This window comes from Drancourtella sp. An12, from assembly GCF_002160935.1.
In the GTDB taxonomy this organism is placed as follows: Bacteria; Bacillota; Clostridia; order Lachnospirales; family Lachnospiraceae; genus Sellimonas; species Sellimonas catena.
In genome coordinates this window covers 1-17,871 of the sequence record NZ_NFLO01000016.1, presented here as the reverse complement: position 1 = coordinate 17,871, position 17,871 = coordinate 1, and the positions used below count along the sequence as shown (strand labels likewise).

Below are 17,871 nucleotides of genomic sequence, written 5' to 3'. Positions count from 1 at the left end.
TCTTGACATAGGACCACAGTCAGCTGCTTCCTCTCCGGCGTGGCTGAACTCTACGGCCAGAGTCTCTTTTGATCTGACCACTCACTTCAGCCACGTCAGCTTTTCTTACGATGACTTATCTTCTTATGCTGCCTGGGCACTCATTCCCGGCCTCCTGATATCACGCAGCATCTTTTCCCCATCATACTCTACTCCCTTTGTCAGTATGGCATAGAAGACTCGAAGAACTTTACATGCTACCACTACGACCGACTGCATCTTTTTCAGGGGATTCTTATCCCTTGTTTGATAATACCGGTGAATCTCCCTGAATTCGCCATTTTTCCCTATCACGGATATCGCCGCTTCATACAACACATATCTCAGCCTCTTCCGTCCCCGGTAACTGATATGGCTTTCGCCTGCATGCTTCCCTGAGCTGTTCTTCACAATCGCATATCCCGCCAGCTTCTGTAACTGCTTCGGATCATCAAACCTGCTCAGATCGCCAACTTCTGAGATAAATCCACATACCGTTTTCAGCCCGATCCCTTTGATCTCTAGAAGTTTATCTACATATGGAACTTCCTTGATCTTTTCTTCTATCTTAGCCATCAGCTCCTCCATACGCCTGCCATACTTCTCATAGTCTTCCAACAGATTTCGGATCTCCAAGGATGCTGTTTCCGGTGCTTCCTGGCTCCCAACGCTGTGCTCCGCTGCCGATAACAGGGTCTTTGCCCTCTTCATCCCGGCGCCTCTCAGCCTTGCGTTCCGCCAGATCTGGTTGATCCCTTCCGCTCCCAGTTCTTTGATCCTCATCGGAAGCGGAGCCTCCTTAAGCACCATCAGCCCGCTTACTGCCTCCAGTTTCCCATAAACGTCTTTATATTCAGGAAAATAGATACTGATCCATCGCGCGATCCGATTTCGAATCCTTGTGATTTCTTCCTGTGTCTGGAAGCGCAGGTTTGAAAGGCTCCGGATCTCTGCATAAACCCCTGTAGGAATATAAGGACAGGAAAAACGTCCTTCATTCACCAGTGCAGCAATGGTTTTTGGATCTTTACGGTCATTCTTCTCCGGATTATTGTCATCCATTTCCTTCGATTTTTTTACATGGTGCGGATTCACATGAACTGGTCTCATCCCGCTGTCCTGCAGGAACTTCCCAAGATTGAACCAGTAATGTCCTGTTGGTTCCATTCCGGGGATCACAGCAGTTTTGCCTGATTTCCCTTTGATATCCTCGACCCACGCTATGAATGTCAGGAACCCGGCTTCATCATTGCTGAATGCCAGTGGCTTATCAGAAAATTCATAATTACGCCAGTCGAATGCCCTTACATAATGAGTTTCACTTCCGACATCAATCCCAAGGATTAAAGTTTCTTCCGTAATAGATGCAATTTTTGCGTTTTGTGTGTTATACTTCATTTTAGATACCTCTCTGTTTTATAAGATTTTACTAACCGCTCAAAGTCAGCAAATCTTATTTTACTCTGAGGTATCCTTTTTTCTCAACCACCTTTCATGGGATTCCCTATATTTGAATTATACAGGAAGCTCCTACAATTATTAAAAAGCATTTTTCTCTGATACTTCTTTAATCACCGGTATGCCAAATTCTTTCTGAACCTGACAGATTTTTCTTCTTTCTTCTTCATTATAATGTGCATATCCGCCTGCGCCCAAAACCCAAAACATGGCATAACTGTTCTTGTCCATCTGGTCAATCCACTTTACCGTTTTGCACAATGCCCGGACGGCTTCTTCCGCTTTCTCCATTTCTTTTTTGATATTGTTTTTTAGATGAATGGACCATGCTTCAAAGTCCGATTCTACATCTTTCCTTTTTTCAAGCTGCTCTTCTGTCATACCATATTTCGTCGCATCTTTGCTTTTATTATGTACATACTGATTTCTCAATTTAAATAATTTGTCAACAGAATGGTATAAATGTTGTCCTTTATCCAGTTTTACATGAAAAATAAACTTTGCAATAAATTGCATTTTTGCAGTCGGACGAATCATGTCAAAATTTTCATAATAAAACTTGTCTCCCATTTTATCTGCGAGATAATCATTAAAATAGGATTCCAGCGCCATCGCTGAAAATACGACCACTATGATACAATGTTCTTCTAATTTATCTTCCAAAATTGACATTTCATCATAATCAGCCGTATGATATATTGTCTCTGCCTGCATCTTTGCATCCGCATAATGAAGCATGGCAATCCGTGCATATCTATTCGCCATACATCCGATTCTCGATGCACTTTCCATCTGTCCCTCCTACTTTTCAACTTCCACCATTACATCCGTTACCTTTTCGCACATTATAACAAATCTTACCACAAAAGTATATAGGACAAGCCCTGAATTCGAACAAATGTTTGATAATCCACACTCCCATATCTATACTTTCTTCCCTGTTCCCCCTATTCTTCTCTATCAAAAAACCCCACCGAAATCGATGGGGTTTAACTTTTTGTTTCCTGTATATATATTTTTTCACCTGTAACTGTGCTTTTCATTTTCGGGAAATATCGTTGCAGTGTCTGGTCAGGGAAGCATTGATCCAGCACATATTCCACAACATTTTCCTCTACATTTCGGCTCTGTCGTTCATGCATTCTGAGCAGCGCCGCCCCGGTGAGAACTTGGGAGCAAATCATGAGCACCAGAAATACTCTCATTGCGGTGTTCGGCCCTGTCAGAACCGGAGTTTCCAGTTTTCTCCTGATCAGAGGATAAATCTTCCACACCCAGGCAACGCCGATTCCTCCCCACACCAGGCAGAACGGGAGGTTGATGTACTTCCCGATATGAAGCGGCATTGCGGAATAATCCCAGAAGGTCACTTCCAGAAGGTGCTCTCCCAGATAGCCGCACAGAAATTCAAACAGTGCGCCTAGAACAGTACATTTCACAAACAGATATAGCTTACTGTTTTCCTGATCTTTTGCAGTAAATAAATGCAGAAGTACTCCTCCGAATCCCATATGCAGCTGATTGGGAAAAACCGGTTGCTGGTTCTGCTCGTAAATTCATGAAAATCAATCCAGCACCATATGGATTCAATCAGAAATCCTCCTACACCGCAGATAACATAAATCCAGAACAGCCTGTAAAAGGTTCCCGCCCATTCTTCTTTTTGTATCTTTTCGTTTTTCAGACTTATGATATGTTTCATAGCTTATTTTTTCTTTTGAATGTTCTGTTCTCCTTTCTCAGAAATCTGCTTTTATCCTACCTTTTGTTTGTTTACAGAACGTTCCTGTTTTGTTTCAGAAATATGAAAAAGAATCCCACAGAGCCGTAACTGCCCCGCAGGATTCTTCTGATTTTTGCTTCGGTATCGCAAATGCCTGTCTGTCAATCGATCTATTCACCTGCCGTCATATCGTTTTCTCTTTTAGGAAACGTAAGAATAATCTTCAGGCCGCCATCGTTTTCGGCTTTTGCAGATCCGCCATACTGTTTCATAATATAGTCTGTCACATAAAGTCCCACTCCGCTGCCTTTTTTCTGTCTGGACTCATCGCACCGGTAAAACCGCTCGAAAATCCGTCCGAGTTTTTCCTCCGGCACGCCGTTTCCGTTGTCTTTCCACTCCAGCTTGATCTCTGATTCTGTCTCAGATACCGTAATGTCAATTTCCACCGGTTCCACCATAGCATACTTCATGCTGTTTTCCAGCAGATTATCCAGTATTCTCCTTATCTGTTCGATATCAAACCGGACTTCCGCTATCAGCTCTTCTTTTTTATGAAAATGAAATTTCAATTTCCGAGGATCGGCAGTCACTTCTTTTTGCGCACATAAGATGCCGCATATTCTGCCAGATCTGCTTTTATCATATGGAACGGCATCTGTCCGCTTTCCATACGTGAAAAGTCAAAGAGCTTCTGGAGCAGATGATTCATTTCTTCCGTAGATTCATACGCCGTTTCCAGATAACGTTTCTTCCTTTCTCCGGTATCTGCCACACCGTCGAGTACTCCCTTGATATATCCACGAATGGAAGTCAGCGGGGTCCTCAGATCATGCGAAATTCCTGTAATCATGTCTGTTCTGGCTTTTTCTGTCTTTTCCCGCTGTCTTTGATCTTCCAGAATCGTGTGCTGCATTTCATTGAACGTCTCGCAGACATGTTCAAACTCCGCTTCGCCCTGATACTTGATGTTCTCTTTTAAATTTCCGCTTTTGATCCGTTCCGCTCCTTCTACCAGCTGTTCCAGCGGCTCCATGACAACCCGGTTCATTCTTCGCGTAAAGAAAGAGGCCAGAAACAATAGAACTGCGATGGCTGCAATACCGGCCAGGAAGACAGCCCCGACAAAAATATAAAAGGATGCATTCAAAGACACGATGCTTCCGTCTTCCTCCGGGAAATGAACTGCTGCAAGATAAATATTCTCATCCGTAAAATACTTTCCTATAATCGTTGCTTTCTGGAAAGTAAATACTTCTGTCTGTCCGCTTTGGTATTCGTTTGACTGAAAGACTTCCGCCAGATCTTTCATGTGCTCACCGTCATATCCGCCCACAACTCGTCCGTTCTGAAAAAGTGCTGTCTGGTATCCCAGATTTTCTGCATGTTTTACAAATTCTTCTGCCGCCTCCGGATCAGTTTCTTCAATAAGCTGCGACACCTGCCAGGCATTGGGATCCACCTGGCTCTGGGTTATGGAATGAAGTTGTCTTTCTAGGGAATCCTCAAACAAAATCAGCACTCCCAAGATGATCAGCATTAAAGAACATAAAGCTGCAAACAGTATCATCATATTGGACCGAAACATTCTCTTTTTTAATGACATGGGTTTTCCTCTTTTCTTTTCTCTGACCTTAATCATAACTCAGTCCTTTTTCGTTTTCCAGATTCTCCTTTGAAATATGAGGAGAAAGAGCCAGTTTTTCTGATTGATAGATCACATTCAGCTGCATTCCTGTATTATAAATACTATGTTCTTCGGCAAGCTTCCTCCCTCGCTCTGTCAGTTTTCTGCAGTCCCGTGAGACAAGTTCCCTGATACAGCATTGGAATTCCTCTGTTTCGGATGCTTTCTGTACATGGACTTCTTCCTGAAGCCATCCGTCGTATACCGGAATTCTTCGGACAATCACCGGAACCTTGCACGCAAGTGCCTCCAGTACAACAATTCCTTCCGTCTCCTCATAACTGAAATGTATAAAAGCATCCGCTCCGCAATATGCTTCTTTCAATTCCTGCGCCCCTACAAACCCTGCGAAAATCACATTTTGCGTTTTCGCCTTTACTGCGCGCCCGACATCCGGCGGTATCAGCAGACGGTTCCCTCCTCCAAACCAGATGAAAATAATATCCGGCATTTTTGACGCCAGCTCCAGGAAATCAAAGATTCCTTTTCTCCGAATGAGATGTCCTGCCGAAATGACAACCTTTTTTTCCTCCGGAATCCGGTACCGTTTACGAAACCGTTTTCCTGCACTTTCATCTGCACAGAAGAATTTCGTATCTACACCGTTCGTAAGCGAATAAATCGGAGCTGTCAGCCCATACCCTTTTAAAAGTTTCCTCGAATACTCCGTCGGGGTCAGGATGACGTCGCCCATCCTGTAGCACCGGCAGATCCAGCGTCGAAAAAGCGGAGCCGCCAGATTGGAACCGATAAAGGAATTCCGGAAATCCTCCATTGTAGAATGTCCGTAATATACTACCTTTTTCCCCTGTTTTCTGGCTGCCCATGCTGCCAGCACTGAATCCGGAAAAACAGTGTTGATGTGTACCACATCCGCTTCTTTCCAGCTTGTGGCAATCGGGGCTCCTGTCTCTTTTAGCATCTGCTCCTGATGCTGTACCGCACTTCCTACACCGCTCTTTTTCACATTTCTTCTCAAAAGCTGTCCTCCCCAGATTCCTCGCTATGGCAAAGGCTGCCATGGATCCGATACAGATCCCGACATAATTACAAAAAAAACCAATCCACGGACCATACAGCATGACCCCTGCAAGACAGCTGATTCCTCCCGGGAGAATCGGAAATACGACCTGTACGATCTGAACTGCAATAAAAAGGGCCATACCAAATCCGCCAAACTGCATGATAAATTTCTGGAGCGAATCTTCTGAATGGAAGTATCCGCTTTGATATCCCCATACCGCCAGGCCTGCACACAAAAGCAGACCTGTGAAGGCAATGATTTTCCAGAGTTTTTCACTTTGATTCTTTGATTCAGCCTGCATACATCCACCGTTCTCTTTCCTGTTCATAGATTTGTTCCATTCGATATCCGAAGTCCTCTGCCGAGAACAAAGCTGCCGACTCCTGCGCCACACTTCGCATTTTCTGTTTTTCCTGCTCGGTCTTCTCATTCCACCTTTCCAGTACCTGTAAAAATCCGGATTCATTCTCATACTGCCAGCCGTTTTTCTCATCCGTCACAACTCCTTTCAGGCAGTCGTCCTTCCTGCACAGAAGCGGCAGTCCTGCGGCCAGAGCTTCCCCATAAGTCATCCCCTGTGTTTCACTTGTTGATGCACTTACAAAGATGTCGCCCGCCTGATAATATCTGTTCACTTCTTTTTGCGGGATCATGCCTGTAAAAATCACTTCTTTCTCCATTTTCCGGCTCTTCACCTGATTTTCCAGATCTGCTCTGTATGGCCCGTCCCCTACCAGCATGAGAATGGTTTTTTTGCCTTTGCTTTTTCCTCGTATCGGATCAATTCTCCGATATTTTTTTCTTTTGCAAGTCTCCCTACATAGATGAGGACTGTGATATCATCAGAGATTCCGTATTTCTCTCTGGTCTGTTTTCTCCAGCTGTCATCCTCGCCTGTATGATATCTGGAAAGAGGGATCCCGGACGGGACAACCCAGAGCGGGCAGTCCACCTGATACCCATTCAGCAGAGTCCGGATCTTCTCGCTTGGAGCAATTATTCCAGCCACCTGTCCGGAGAGATGTCTTGTCAGATTCTGCACCAGCGCCCGGCCCCACTTTTTCCGGGGCGAGAAGTAATGGGTGTAGTCCTCATAAACTGTATGATACGTATGGACAATCGGGATCTGCAGCTCTTTTGCTATCTTTTTTGCCATTAAAAAAGTTGAAAATTCGCACTGTGAATGGATAATATCCGGTTTCCACAAGATCAGTTCTTTAATGCATTTCCCGGATACAGGCAGTTTCAGCCTTGCTTGCGGATAAATTCTTCCCGCTCCCACCGAGCCTGCGTAGTAGACTCCGCCTTCCCTGTAGGACTGATGATTTCTCGACAAAGTGAGTATCCGCACCTCGTTTCCTCTCTTTTTTAATTCTGCCGCAAGTGTCTGTACCGATGTGACCACACCGTTAATAACCGGGTAATACCAGTCCGTCGTAATCAAAACTTTCATACTGTTTCCCCCTTTTCTTCTGTCTGGTTTTCTTTCCTAAAGCGTACCACGGACGGCTAAAAATTCTTCTATCATTTCTTAAACAATTTCTAAACAGTAAAAGCCGGATGGCATTCAACTGTTGAAAACCATCCGGCTCAAAAACTTCCGTCTTTCTCTTATCCTCTTTTTCCCGGTATTCTGCTCTCACACGGCACTTTTGTCTGGCATTTTCCGCATCCGTACCGGGGTGCATACTTTTTCTTTGTCTCTTCCAGAAACTGGTCGCACGGCAGATGTTCTTTTCCGTTTTCCAGCGAAATCGCTCCCGCCGGGCATCGTCTGATACATGCGCCGCAACGGGTACAGTACTCATAAATGTCTGTATATTCCCGTTTTCTCGGTTCAAATCTTTCACTGACAATCAGACTTCCGAGTCTCCCCGCAATTCCTTTTTCTGTAATCAGCCCTTTGGACAGGCCAAAGGTTCCGAGTCCGCACACAAAGGCAACATGACGTTCCGACCAGTTGCTTGTATAAGAGGCACCCTGCCATTTTTCTCCCCGTTCTGGATCTGGTTTTGTCACACTTTCAAACCTTGGGTCTGATGCCGGAATCACACTTATAATCCCCTCTTCCTTGAGAATTCTCTGGATCTCATCACAGACTGCAATGACAAACCGCTGTCCTTCAATCCTGGCGTGCAGCCACTGGGCAGACGGCTCCGCCGCATCAGTCCAGTTACTTTTTTTGACCTCATCCGTAAACGGAATAAAGAAACTGATGACACTTTTGGCGTCCGGGAGCCATGCATCCGGCAGGAGAAACTGTTCTCCCACCGCCTCTTTCTTTTTCAGCTCCTCAAACATCGGATCATTTGCATCCCCATATCCCCAGATAGGAGGATCGTACATACGAAGTCCTGCATATTCAGGCGCAATCGCTTCCTCCTCAGACACGTAATTCAGTCTGCTCTCCATGACAAACTGCTCGATTTGCTTTTCCAGCATTGTTTTCTCCATCTTTTCCGCCCCTTTCTTCCACACCCGGCAATTAGAGATACAGTTCACATTCCTTTCTTACAGAGCATACTTCTTTCAGCTTTTCACTAACCATGGCCACGGCGTCCAGGTGCAGTGCTCGTGCGCCATGCGGGCATACTGCCGTACATCCCATACAGGAAATACGTGTTTCCTCCTGAATGTCAGCCGGATCCTCGGGATCAATTGCATGAACCGGGCATTTTGCGGCACAGAGTCCACACCTCACACAGGTGTCTGATGGCTGCGGGATCATTCCTCCGCCTCCGGCTTCCCGGTACGGGCGGTTCCCCGGAATCGTTTCCGTTAAAGCCCATTCTCCTCTCTGAATCTTCTGCCAGATCTGTTCTCCGAAAGCATGCAGATTCTCCGTATCCGTTTCATCCGGGCGTCCGGCCGCATATTGATGTGCGATCGAATGTTCCGCAATCGCAGCCACAGCCGCAGTCACCTGAAAGCCGCAGTCCTTTGCCAGATCTTCCATTTCTGCCAGTGTATCATCGTAGGCACGGTTGCCGTAAACACAGAGCAGAATACACGCTGCTCCATTTCCCTGTATTCTGGAAAACCGTTCTGCGGCTGCCGACGGAACACGGCCCCCGAAAGATGGCACCGCAAATACCGCCACATCCTCTTCTGTAAATTTCTCTCCGGAAAAATCGGCTCCATACGTCATCAGATCCATCGTTTCCGTTTCCGGTCCCCAGATCTCCGTCAGTTTTTCTGCTGCCTTTCTCGTTCCGCCTGTCGGGCTGAACAGTATGTTTACAATTCGCATCCTTTTTTCCTCCTTTAATCCTTTAGTTCTTCCTTGCTCTGCTTTCAAAATAAATAAACCGGTCAATGGAATCGAGAATATCCTTGAAATCCTCCCTTGGCGCCAGATCAATATATTGCTTCAAAAGCTCGGTTTCCTGCTTTTTGTACCTTCCAAAAAAAATATCAAACAGGTTGTGCCCCCGGAGGTGAATCCGGATCTCCTCCATATGGGCCTTTACATCCTCTGTTGTCTCCAGATCTTTCCCTAGTACCTCCAGAAGCTTTCTCCCACTTCGGATTTTATGCAGATACTCCTTCCATTTTTCCAGAAAAATCTCATAAAACGCTTCTTCGGACGGTACGACTCCAAGCTGAGCCATAATCTTCGGGTTCAAAAAATAATTTTCAAACGAATAATACTTCAAAATCAGTACATTTTTCTCTGTCACCCGCGGAAGTTTATCCACGTCTTCCAGATTTCGCTCTTCATAGTACCGGCAGAGCTGCCGTTTCAGTTCCCCCGGATCTTTCCCGTCCCCATCCCGGATCATCAGGAAATTATCCCGGAGATAAATCTGATTCATGTACTTCAGATTCGCATAGGTTTTAATATTCGTACAGCTGTTGGTCGTAATAATGGCGATCCGGGAAAGTGTCCCGTCCGCTTCATAGGTCTCGTCATAATACTTCCGGATCAGAAGAGGCAGTCGGTTTTTATCCTGCTTTCCTTCCACGATGAAGACGAAATTTACGTTCATGAGGTCATTGGCGGAATATCCAAGATCATCCAGCACTTCACTGATATCCGTCTTTTCCCGGACTTCGGAGGAGCCGTCCTTTCCGGTCAGCACCTGGCGGATCTGTCTGCTGTTAAAGTTTGCCAAGAGATTCGGCGCATGGGTGGAAAAGATCACCTGACTCTTTCTGGAAAGCCGGTAAAGGATATCTCCTGTCACCTTCTGCAGCTTTGGATGAAGGAAAATCTCCGGATCTTCCACGAGGATCAGGTCTGTCCCCGCTACTTTTGTCTCCTCACAGGTCTCCAGAAGGGAAAGCATGTAAATACTCCGCATGCCCTTTCCCATGCTGTCGATACTTCGGATGCCATTCTGATCATCCCTGCTGATTTCCGTTGTAACCGAAAGCATCTTCTCCATATCCCGGTTCATCGAATAACGGATTGTCTCTTTCCCTCCGTTTTTACGGAAATTTGCATTGACACGCTGGGAAAAGCTGTCAAGATTCAGATGATACAGCTTATATTCCAACAGTTTTGCGGCCTCAAACGCATTCAGTTCGGCTGTTGTCTTTTTATGAATCAGTCCGATACAGGAAAAACAGTGATTACACATTTTGGCCATATCAAACATGCAGCTTCCGGATCTCATCCTTTTTACCAGATCATCCTCCTGCATCATCCAGAGATCTTCCTCAAAATTTTCCAGATCTCTTTGCGCGTCAATATAATATATTTTCGGAAAGAGCATCGGAATATGGCGGTTGTTTTTTGTGAAACCATCACCGTAGCGCACTTTCCCGTCTTTGTTCACTGTACATTCAAATGCCACCTCTCCGTCATGAAATGACGGAATCTTTCTGCAGAAGTCCCGGTACCAGGATTCGTACCGTCTGTAGGAACTGACAATCCCGCACTGATGCAGTCTTTTTAAGTCTTCCTCTTCTACCGACAATGTCAGCATGATTTCAATATTGGGAAAATCTTCCCGAAAATCCTCTGGCTGAACCTGATAGATTCCTCCCGCGGTCCGGAGCGCATCCAGAATGGCCGTCTTTCCCGTACTGTTCTGTCCGACCAGGATCAATGCCTGCTCAATATCCGGGATATGAATCTCCCGGATCGACTTGAAATTTCGGATACGGATATCCTTGATACGCATGGAAACACCTTCTTTCCTTCCTTTTAGAATTATTGTAACAGGATCGCTCTCATGCTTCCAGTCATAATCCATTTTCCGTGCAAAAAACCGGACAGATTGGAAAGTTTTTCTTCCCTTTCTGTCCGGCTTTTATTTATACGTCTTTTTCTTTTATTCGGAAACCGTTTCTCCTGCCTCTACTGCATTGATCTTTTCCTGAATCGAAGCTACGGAAGAATCATCCGGCACAATAACCGAAAGCGGTCCTCCTGAATAGGAATAGCAGTACTCCGTGGAAGAAGTTCCTTCTGCTGCGACAGATACGACATCCCAGCCATTCATCCCTGCCAGCTGGACTCTGACAAGCTCCTGGAGCTGGCTTGTAGACATATTGGTCTCGGTATTTCCGCTGACCTGATCAATCAGACGAGGTCCTTTAATCAGGATCGATGGAGACATTGCCTTTTTCAGCATGGCCTCAATGACAGCCTGCTGGTTCTTCCCTCTCTGATTATCTCCCTCCGCAAGCGCGTGACGTTCACGGCAGAATGCCAGTGCTTCCTGGCCGTTGAAATGATTGGTTCCTTCTTTGACCTCAACGACAAGTCCTGACTCCTCTCCCGTCGTAAACGCAATGTCCGACTCAACATCAATGCCTCCAAGAGTATCCACCATCTCTATCAGAGATGTAAAGTTTACTCTTACATAGAATGGGATATCCACATCATACAGCTCTTCCAGAGTTGCCATGGAAGTCGCGATTCCATAAGTACCTGCATGAGTCAGCTTGTCCGGGTAACCTTCCGACACACCGGGGATCGGTACGTAATAGTCCCTCGGTGTCGTAACAAGTAAAATCTGCTTTGTCTTCGGATTCACAGTTGCGATGATGTTGACATCACTTCTACTCTGCTGCGTAATGTCTCCATACACATCAATTCCGCTGATATAAACGCTGAACGGATCTTCGGAAACATTGACACCCGCGGCGGCTTCACTTAACTCCGGTGCTTCATTGCCGTCCGTAATATCATTTAATGCGGAACGCACTTCAAACATATAGAATGCCGCCACGAGAAGTACTGCACTGATCAGGAGTCCAAGCAGCGCTCCCAGAAAACGCTTCTTCCGGAATCCGTTCTGCATCCGGTAAACCAGAAGAACGAGAATCAAAAGGACAATTGCTGCTACACCAAGATAAAGCCACGGAATCATTCCCAGATAAACTGCTGATGCCAGGAACAGCGCCGTAGCAATCAGCTGAATCAAAAGGATCAGCTTCCCATTTTGCTTCCGGCTCCTTTTGCCTGACACAGGATAGGAGTCTTCCGGCCTTCTCCTTTTTGAGGAGCTTTTCTCTCTCCGGTATCCAAACCCAAGATCTTCCGGCATCCGGGTTCTCCCCGGTCTTTCCTCGTAATCATAATCATCATCATAGTCGTCATAGTCATCGTAATCATAGTCATCATACCCGCTATAACGATCATATGTATCATAGCCTGTGTATCTGCTGTTTCTTCTATTATTAATGTAACTTTCGTCAATCTCATTTCCATCATAGTCCGTATAGCGGCTTCTGGATCGCCCTGCGGTACTGCTTTTGGAAGTTCTGGAGTAAGCCGTCCGCTGTCTTTTCCCCGGACTGCTCTGCTTTTTTCGTCTCTTCAATGCCTGCTCATAGGCCTGCCTGTCCTGACGACTCATTTTCGACATAGTTCATCTTCCCTTTTCTCTTATTTATTCCCATTCATTCCCTCGTTAGATTATATCCCGTATTCCAAAAGGAAGTCAAGCAGGACCCTTGGAAAAAAGACATCAAAACAGAGCCGGACCCCCGACAAATCCCGTATTTGCGCAGGTTCCCGGCTCTTTATGATTTTGGTTTTCACAAAAAATTAAGAAATCTGTCAGGTTTTTATCCCTGCTTGACATTGGATTCCCACTTTCTGTAAATCGCTTCAAGCGCATCTGTCACTCCTTCAATCCCCAGAAGGCTTACATTAAAAAGCATTCCATGCGCCTCAATACTTCCCCATTCTCTTCCGGTATGAGCTTCGTAATAAGTCTTTCTCTCCCGGTCCATCTTCTTAATTTTCTCCCATGCCTGTTTGGAATCCAGTCCATAAATCTTCATGATACGGCGGATCCGATCCTCCTTGTAGGCATAGATAAAAGTGTGAATGCAGTTGCTGTAATCTCCCAGAATATAGTCAGCGCATCTTCCGACGAAAATGCATGGTCCTCTCTCGGAAAGGCGGTTGATAATACTCGTCTGGACTTCATAAACCTTGTCGCTTAGCGGCACAGATTCATTGCTGTCATTGATAAAGACTGTATAATCACGCATATTTACTACATAGGCCGAGAGAAACTTTCCAAGGATTGTCTCATCCACCTTCTCTGCCGCCTCCTGACTGATCGACAGCTCATGCGCTGCCATTGAAATCAGATTGTTATCATACAGCGGAATGTTCAATCTCTCGGAAAGACGGTTTCCTACCTCATGCCCTCCGCTTCCAAACTGTCTGCCAATGGTAATAATAGTATGATTCGTCATATGCACACACTCCTTTTCGTTTATAAGTGAAACATGGAATCAGTTTTTCTTTTTCCGGATCTGGAGCTGTAGATTGACCGTCATCGGGTTGATAGTCACACCCTTTGTCTCCGGTGCAAGAAGATCCGGAATCTTTTCCGCCGGAATTACAGCTGTCCGGAAACGATTTTCTCTGTTGAATTTCTGAAATTCCATAATATCCGTAAATACCGGCTGATATGTGTCATCTTTCTTGTCTTTTAAAAGAGGAATTCCCTTATCCGCCTCAAAAGCTACGATATAACGTCCTCTGGAAAAATGTGCCATTACTTCATCCTGAAGATCTTTGATCTCCTGCTCACCTTCTCTTAACCGGAGTCTCTGGGTTTTCTGCATCAGATATAATGCCGTAAGAACCAGTTCCGGATTTTCCACCCGTACCTTTCCATCCGGTAATTCTTTTACCTCTGCCCTATGTACAATCTCCTGAAGCTGAAGGCGCTCTTCCTTGCCGGAATTCTGATCCACAACAACACAGTTGACTCCAATTGTGTAAAGATTGGAAAAAAAATGCAGAAGCTGCTTGTTCTCTACTTTTACAAGACTTACCGGCTCCTTTTCCTCAGCAAGTGCTTTCGCCGCTGTCTGTGCATCCTCCAGCTTCAAAAATACAAAAACTTCATCGTCAAATGTCTCCGGATCGCAGAAAACATATGGCATCTTTGTACATACGGATGCAATGGTATAGATCTCTGCCGCCCTCTGGATTGACTGAATTACTTCTTTTTTTCTGTCTGTCAGTGTCTCATTCTTCTTTTCGTCACTCATAATCTATATCTTTCCTTTCTGTGTCATTCCTGCATAGATATAGTATATACGATTTCTCCAAAACCTACAATTTATTTCTTTTCCTTTATTTTCGGATATGGATATGACTTAAAAAAATATAAAGAGCCATGCAAAGAGCCAGAATATATCCGATTGCCCCAAGCGCCGGAATTCCCCAAATTTTGGGTTTCATATCCGTCGTACAAATGATACTTGAGCTGATCAGAAGAGCCATCGCCAGAAATCCCATGATGATCCGCTTCACAAGTCTGGTCAGCATTTCATTCAGGTCATCTGTAGAATGCAGATCCAGATTGATCCGGTTCTGTCCTTTCAGAAAACCATGAAGAATATCTGCCGTCAAAGCAGGTATGTCAAGTGCCTTATGCAAAGACCGGTACACGCTTCTTGCATTATGCTTTAACGCATTCTTCCAGTCTTTTTCCAGGAAAATGCTTCCAGACATTCTCGCTGCTGCTATGCCGACCATATTGATCTCAGGAGCCAGATCTGCAAGAACCCCCTCCATATGTGTCAGTCCCCTTGCCAGCATTGTCAATCCGTGCGGCATCCGGATTTTATTTTTCTTCATCACTTCCATCAGATCCTGGATCACTTCGGCCAGATCGATATCCCCCATATCAACAGTTCCATATTTAGAAAGCAGATCCCCGATATCTCTGTACAGCTCGCTCTGATCCGGATGTCCCTGAAATTCTCCAAGAGCCATGACCACTTCCAGAATCAGCGCCACATCATTGGCGGCCACCCCTTTTACTGCTTCGGCAATCAGATCTTTATCTCTTTCTGTCAGCCTGCCCATCATTCCCATATCAATCCAGATGATTTTGCCGTCCCGGATTCTTACATTACCCGGATGCGGATCTGCATGAAAAAAGCCGTCATCCATAACCTGTTTAATATAGTTATCCACAAGCTTGGTCCCGATCTCTTTCAGATCGTACCCGTTTTCCAGCAGTTTTTCCTTTTCATCAATTCCAAGTCCGTCAATATACTCCATTACAAGAACATGGGTTGTCGTATATTCCTTGAAAAGCGCCGGAGTTCCCACAAAAGCCACATCTTCATTTTTTTTGGCAAATTCTTCCATGTTGGACGCTTCAATCAGAAAGTTCATTTCTTCCTGAGTGACTGCCCAGAGCTCGTCCAGCACCATATCCAGATCCACCAGACCTTTCATGCTGATGGGCGGAAGCAGCCGGACCGCCTTGTGAAGAAGCCCGATGTCGCGGGACATAATATCATAAATTCCCTTCCGCTGTACTTTTACCACTACTTTTTCCCCGGTCTTCAGTACCGCCTTATGTACCTGTGCAATGGATGCAGACCCCAGGGGAACCGGATCCACCTCTGCAAAAACCTCCGTATACGGACATCCGTAGGCTTCTTCCAGTACTTCCTGTACCTGTTCAAAAGGCATCGGAGCCACGTCAGAACGGAGCCGCATCAACTCGTCACAGTATTTTTTCGGAAGAATATCGGAATGCATGGAGGCAATCTGACCCAGTTTGATATAGGTAGGACCAAGTTCCTCCAGAATCAGGCGGAGCTTTTCCGGTGTCACTCCACGTGAAATCGCATGCTTATGGAGCACTGAGGTTATTTCTTTTAAACGTTTTCCATATTTTTCCGATGATTGCTCGCTCATTAAAACTATTCTGTCTCTCCTTTATCCTCTTCTGATGTCTCTTCCGGTTCTTCTGCTTTTCCCTCCGGATCTGTCCCGGATTCCTCCTGTGCCTTCGGCTCTTCTTCCATCTTCTGGATCGCCGCTTTTAAATCAGCAAGCTGTTCCGGCGTCATCTTTCCTACCAGTTCCTGAAGTTCCTCCGGAGACGACGGTTTGATGGAGACATTGACCTTTTCCTTCATAGTCTTCCTGATATTATGCTTCAATTCTTCGTTGAGTACCTTTCCCTGTTCTACCGTGATCTCGCCTTTTTTTACCATCTCATCAAGAAGATCTTTTGACTTTTCTGCCGTAACCGCTACGGCCCCTACCCCGGCAAGAAGTACTTTCTTTAAATTTTCACCTAATCCATCCATATGTATTCTCCTCTCTTTTTACGACTGTATGAACCATCCGGCTATATGCGGGACAAAAATCAGAAGTCCTATTATGACAGAAGCAATCGCTGCGATCAGAACCGCGCCTGCCGCCGTATCTTTTGCAGTTTTTGCCAGGGGCTTTTTCTCCTCCGTCACCAGATCCACTACCGCTTCCACTGCTGTATTGACAAGCTCCAGCGACATGACAAGCGCACAAAGGACAATACAGATACACCATTCTGAAACGGTAATCCGGAAGGCAATCCCCGCAATCACAACCATCAGAAGTGCCGTGCAGTGAATTTTCATATTCCTCTCTTTCCGGATTCCTGTCCAGATTCCGGCAAAAGCATATCCAAAACTCCTCCACAGCGGATTCTTCTTTTTCCCCGGCATTCTTATCATCCCCCATCTTTCTCCGGTCTTTGTATCCCGCTAATTTATTATTATTTTATCAAATCTCGAACAAATTAACCAGTCTTTCTCATTATTTTTTTATTATTTTCAGAATTTTTCCGCTTGCGAATATTAATCCACTCGGTTTTTAAATCATATCACTTCTTCTTTTTTTCAGGATTCTATTGATAAATACGCAAAAATAGTACAAAATGAAAACAGATACAAGAAATTACACAATAGGAGAGAAAATATGAGATTATATGTAGCTTATGGAAGTAATCTTCACAAAAAACAGATGGAAGAACGGTGCCCGGGCGCAGTTCCTTACGCAGTCGGAACGCTGGAAGGATGGGAACTGATTTACCGTGGACTTGAACCGGAAAAAATCTATGCAACCATCCAGAAAAAAGAAGGTGCTGCCACCCCGGTCGCACTGTGGGATATTACTCCGGAAAATGAAAAAAGCCTTGACGAGTACGAAGTGTACCCGACCCTTTACTACAAAGAGGATGTTCCGGTTACGCTTCAGGACGGACAGACAATCACAGCCATGGTCTATATCATGGCCGAAGAAGCAAAACCGGGCCGCCCGTCAGACACCTACATCCAGACAATCCGGGAAGGCTATGGAGACTTTGGACTGGATCTGTCTGTCTTTGAAGCATCCCTGGAACATGGCTGCTGTTAAAATCTGACCTTGGTGTAAACCATCTAACGCAGCATCATAAATTAAAAAGAATCTTATTCCTATTTCTTTATGTTTTAGCATTATAATGTTGCAACAAATGGAGGTTTACGGTTGAGACTCTCCCTACCGTGATCTTAACCGTACAACATGCCCGAATTTTGCGGTTAGAATTCCCATTACTAAGATATTAACCGTACAGAATACCTAAAGTGAGCCCCTTGTCAAGGACATCCGAAAAATTTTTTGTCTGGATTTTATAACAGCTTAAATGCTGATGGTAACTCGTTGGTTTTAATATATTTATAGTACTCGTTTGGAGACATTCCATGGAG

At 45.2% G+C, this 17,871-nt stretch carries 18 protein-coding genes; 1 reads left to right on the top strand and 17 read right to left on the bottom strand.

Annotated features, from left to right (window positions below; translation table 11 throughout):
- Positions 1–123: 123 nt before the first annotated feature.
- From B5E64_RS12915 to B5E64_RS12835, 17 genes are all read right to left on the bottom strand, one after another.
- A complete protein-coding gene (locus B5E64_RS12915; protein ID WP_087168884.1) occupies positions 124–1,416 on the bottom strand; it encodes an IS110 family transposase in 1,293 nt (430 codons plus the stop codon).
- A 141-nt stretch (positions 1,417–1,557) separates the two neighbouring features.
- On the bottom strand, positions 1,558–2,190 hold the full coding sequence (locus B5E64_RS12910) for a hypothetical protein (RefSeq protein ID WP_140398861.1): 633 nt from the start codon (positions 2,188–2,190) through the stop codon (positions 1,558–1,560).
- 275 nt (positions 2,191–2,465) lie between these two features.
- A complete protein-coding gene (locus B5E64_RS12905; protein WP_087168882.1) occupies positions 2,466–2,987 on the bottom strand; it encodes a putative ABC transporter permease in 522 nt (173 codons plus the stop codon).
- Between the two features lie 382 nt (positions 2,988–3,369).
- Positions 3,370–3,771: a sensor histidine kinase gene (locus B5E64_RS12895; RefSeq protein ID WP_162610189.1), complete on the bottom strand. Its 402-nt coding sequence runs from the start codon at positions 3,769–3,771 to the stop codon at positions 3,370–3,372.
- A 17-nt stretch (positions 3,772–3,788) separates the two neighbouring features.
- On the bottom strand, positions 3,789–4,805 hold the full coding sequence (locus B5E64_RS12890) for a histidine kinase dimerization/phospho-acceptor domain-containing protein (RefSeq protein WP_162610188.1): 1,017 nt from the start codon (positions 4,803–4,805) through the stop codon (positions 3,789–3,791).
- A 28-nt stretch (positions 4,806–4,833) separates the two neighbouring features.
- Positions 4,834–5,865: a glycosyltransferase gene (locus B5E64_RS12885; protein WP_242960193.1), complete on the bottom strand. Its 1,032-nt coding sequence runs from the start codon at positions 5,863–5,865 to the stop codon at positions 4,834–4,836.
- A gap of 335 nt (positions 5,866–6,200) precedes the next feature.
- A complete protein-coding gene (locus B5E64_RS18455; protein ID WP_242960191.1) occupies positions 6,201–6,650 on the bottom strand; it encodes a glycosyltransferase in 450 nt (149 codons plus the stop codon).
- Complete coding sequence (locus B5E64_RS18450) at positions 6,641–7,363, bottom strand: glycosyltransferase (RefSeq protein ID WP_242960190.1); 723 nt, start codon at positions 7,361–7,363, stop codon at positions 6,641–6,643. The genes B5E64_RS18455 and B5E64_RS18450 overlap by 10 nt, the downstream gene beginning before the upstream one ends.
- Positions 7,364–7,521: 158 nt before the next feature.
- Positions 7,522–8,364: a 4Fe-4S binding protein gene (locus B5E64_RS12875; RefSeq protein ID WP_087168878.1), complete on the bottom strand. Its 843-nt coding sequence runs from the start codon at positions 8,362–8,364 to the stop codon at positions 7,522–7,524.
- Between the two features lie 31 nt (positions 8,365–8,395).
- Positions 8,396–9,160, bottom strand: a complete 765-nt coding sequence (locus tag B5E64_RS12870; protein ID WP_087168877.1) for a 4Fe-4S binding protein — start codon at positions 9,158–9,160, stop codon at positions 8,396–8,398.
- 22 nt (positions 9,161–9,182) lie between these two features.
- Positions 9,183–11,039: an AAA family ATPase gene (locus B5E64_RS12865; RefSeq protein ID WP_087168876.1), complete on the bottom strand. Its 1,857-nt coding sequence runs from the start codon at positions 11,037–11,039 to the stop codon at positions 9,183–9,185.
- Positions 11,040–11,189: 150 nt separating this feature from the next.
- A complete protein-coding gene (locus B5E64_RS12860; protein WP_242960189.1) occupies positions 11,190–12,731 on the bottom strand; it encodes an LCP family protein in 1,542 nt (513 codons plus the stop codon).
- Between the two features lie 202 nt (positions 12,732–12,933).
- Entirely contained in the window at positions 12,934–13,575 is a 642-nt protein-coding gene (locus B5E64_RS12855) for a cytidylate kinase-like family protein (protein ID WP_087168875.1), read from the bottom strand.
- Between the two features lie 39 nt (positions 13,576–13,614).
- Entirely contained in the window at positions 13,615–14,382 is a 768-nt protein-coding gene (locus tag B5E64_RS12850; RefSeq protein ID WP_087168874.1) for an SseB family protein, read from the bottom strand.
- An 85-nt stretch (positions 14,383–14,467) separates the two neighbouring features.
- A complete protein-coding gene (locus B5E64_RS12845; RefSeq protein ID WP_087168873.1) occupies positions 14,468–16,051 on the bottom strand; it encodes an AarF/UbiB family protein in 1,584 nt (527 codons plus the stop codon).
- 5 nt (positions 16,052–16,056) lie between these two features.
- Positions 16,057–16,449: a hypothetical protein gene (locus B5E64_RS12840; RefSeq protein ID WP_087168872.1), complete on the bottom strand. Its 393-nt coding sequence runs from the start codon at positions 16,447–16,449 to the stop codon at positions 16,057–16,059.
- Positions 16,450–16,467: 18 nt separating this feature from the next.
- Positions 16,468–16,857 carry a diacylglycerol kinase family protein gene (locus B5E64_RS12835; RefSeq protein ID WP_343284069.1) on the bottom strand — a complete coding sequence of 130 codons (390 nt, stop codon included), beginning with the start codon at positions 16,855–16,857 and terminating at the stop codon, positions 16,468–16,470.
- Positions 16,858–17,101: 244 nt separating this feature from the next.
- Here B5E64_RS12835 and B5E64_RS12830 point away from each other — a divergent pair, with 244 nt between their 5' ends.
- Positions 17,102–17,539: a gamma-glutamylcyclotransferase family protein gene (locus tag B5E64_RS12830; protein ID WP_087168870.1), complete on the top strand. Its 438-nt coding sequence runs from the start codon at positions 17,102–17,104 to the stop codon at positions 17,537–17,539.
- Positions 17,540–17,871 lie beyond the last annotated feature (332 nt).

Bases quoted from the DNA above. Each gene is read 5' to 3' on its own strand.
- B5E64_RS12910 (WP_140398861.1), bottom strand. From the start codon at position 2,190: ATGCAGGCAGAGACAATATATCATACGGCTGATTATGATGAAATGTCA.
- B5E64_RS12850 (WP_087168874.1), bottom strand. From the start codon at position 14,382: ATGAGTGACGAAAAGAAGAATGAGACACTGACAGACAGAAAAAAAGAA.
- B5E64_RS12855 (WP_087168875.1), bottom strand. From the start codon at position 13,575: ATGACGAATCATACTATTATTACCATTGGCAGACAGTTTGGAAGCGGA.
- B5E64_RS12860 (WP_242960189.1), bottom strand. From the start codon at position 12,731: ATGTCGAAAATGAGTCGTCAGGACAGGCAGGCCTATGAGCAGGCATTG.
- B5E64_RS12875 (WP_087168878.1), bottom strand. From the start codon at position 8,364: ATGGAGAAAACAATGCTGGAAAAGCAAATCGAGCAGTTTGTCATGGAG.
- B5E64_RS18450 (WP_242960190.1), bottom strand. From the start codon at position 7,363: ATGAAAGTTTTGATTACGACGGACTGGTATTACCCGGTTATTAACGGT.
- B5E64_RS12865 (WP_087168876.1), bottom strand. From the start codon at position 11,039: ATGCGTATCAAGGATATCCGTATCCGAAATTTCAAGTCGATCCGGGAG.
- B5E64_RS12905 (WP_087168882.1), bottom strand. From the start codon at position 2,987: ATGGGATTCGGAGGAGTACTTCTGCATTTATTTACTGCAAAAGATCAG.
- B5E64_RS12890 (WP_162610188.1), bottom strand. From the start codon at position 4,805: ATGTCATTAAAAAAGAGAATGTTTCGGTCCAATATGATGATACTGTTT.
- B5E64_RS12915 (WP_087168884.1), bottom strand. From the start codon at position 1,416: ATGAAGTATAACACACAAAACGCAAAAATTGCATCTATTACGGAAGAA.
- B5E64_RS12835 (WP_343284069.1), bottom strand. From the start codon at position 16,857: ATGATAAGAATGCCGGGGAAAAAGAAGAATCCGCTGTGGAGGAGTTTT.
- B5E64_RS12830 (WP_087168870.1), top strand. From the start codon at position 17,102: ATGAGATTATATGTAGCTTATGGAAGTAATCTTCACAAAAAACAGATG.
- B5E64_RS18455 (WP_242960191.1), bottom strand. From the start codon at position 6,650: ATGCTGGTAGGGGACGGGCCATACAGAGCAGATCTGGAAAATCAGGTG.
- B5E64_RS12845 (WP_087168873.1), bottom strand. From the start codon at position 16,051: ATGAGCGAGCAATCATCGGAAAAATATGGAAAACGTTTAAAAGAAATA.
- B5E64_RS12840 (WP_087168872.1), bottom strand. From the start codon at position 16,449: ATGGATGGATTAGGTGAAAATTTAAAGAAAGTACTTCTTGCCGGGGTA.
- B5E64_RS12870 (WP_087168877.1), bottom strand. From the start codon at position 9,160: ATGCGAATTGTAAACATACTGTTCAGCCCGACAGGCGGAACGAGAAAG.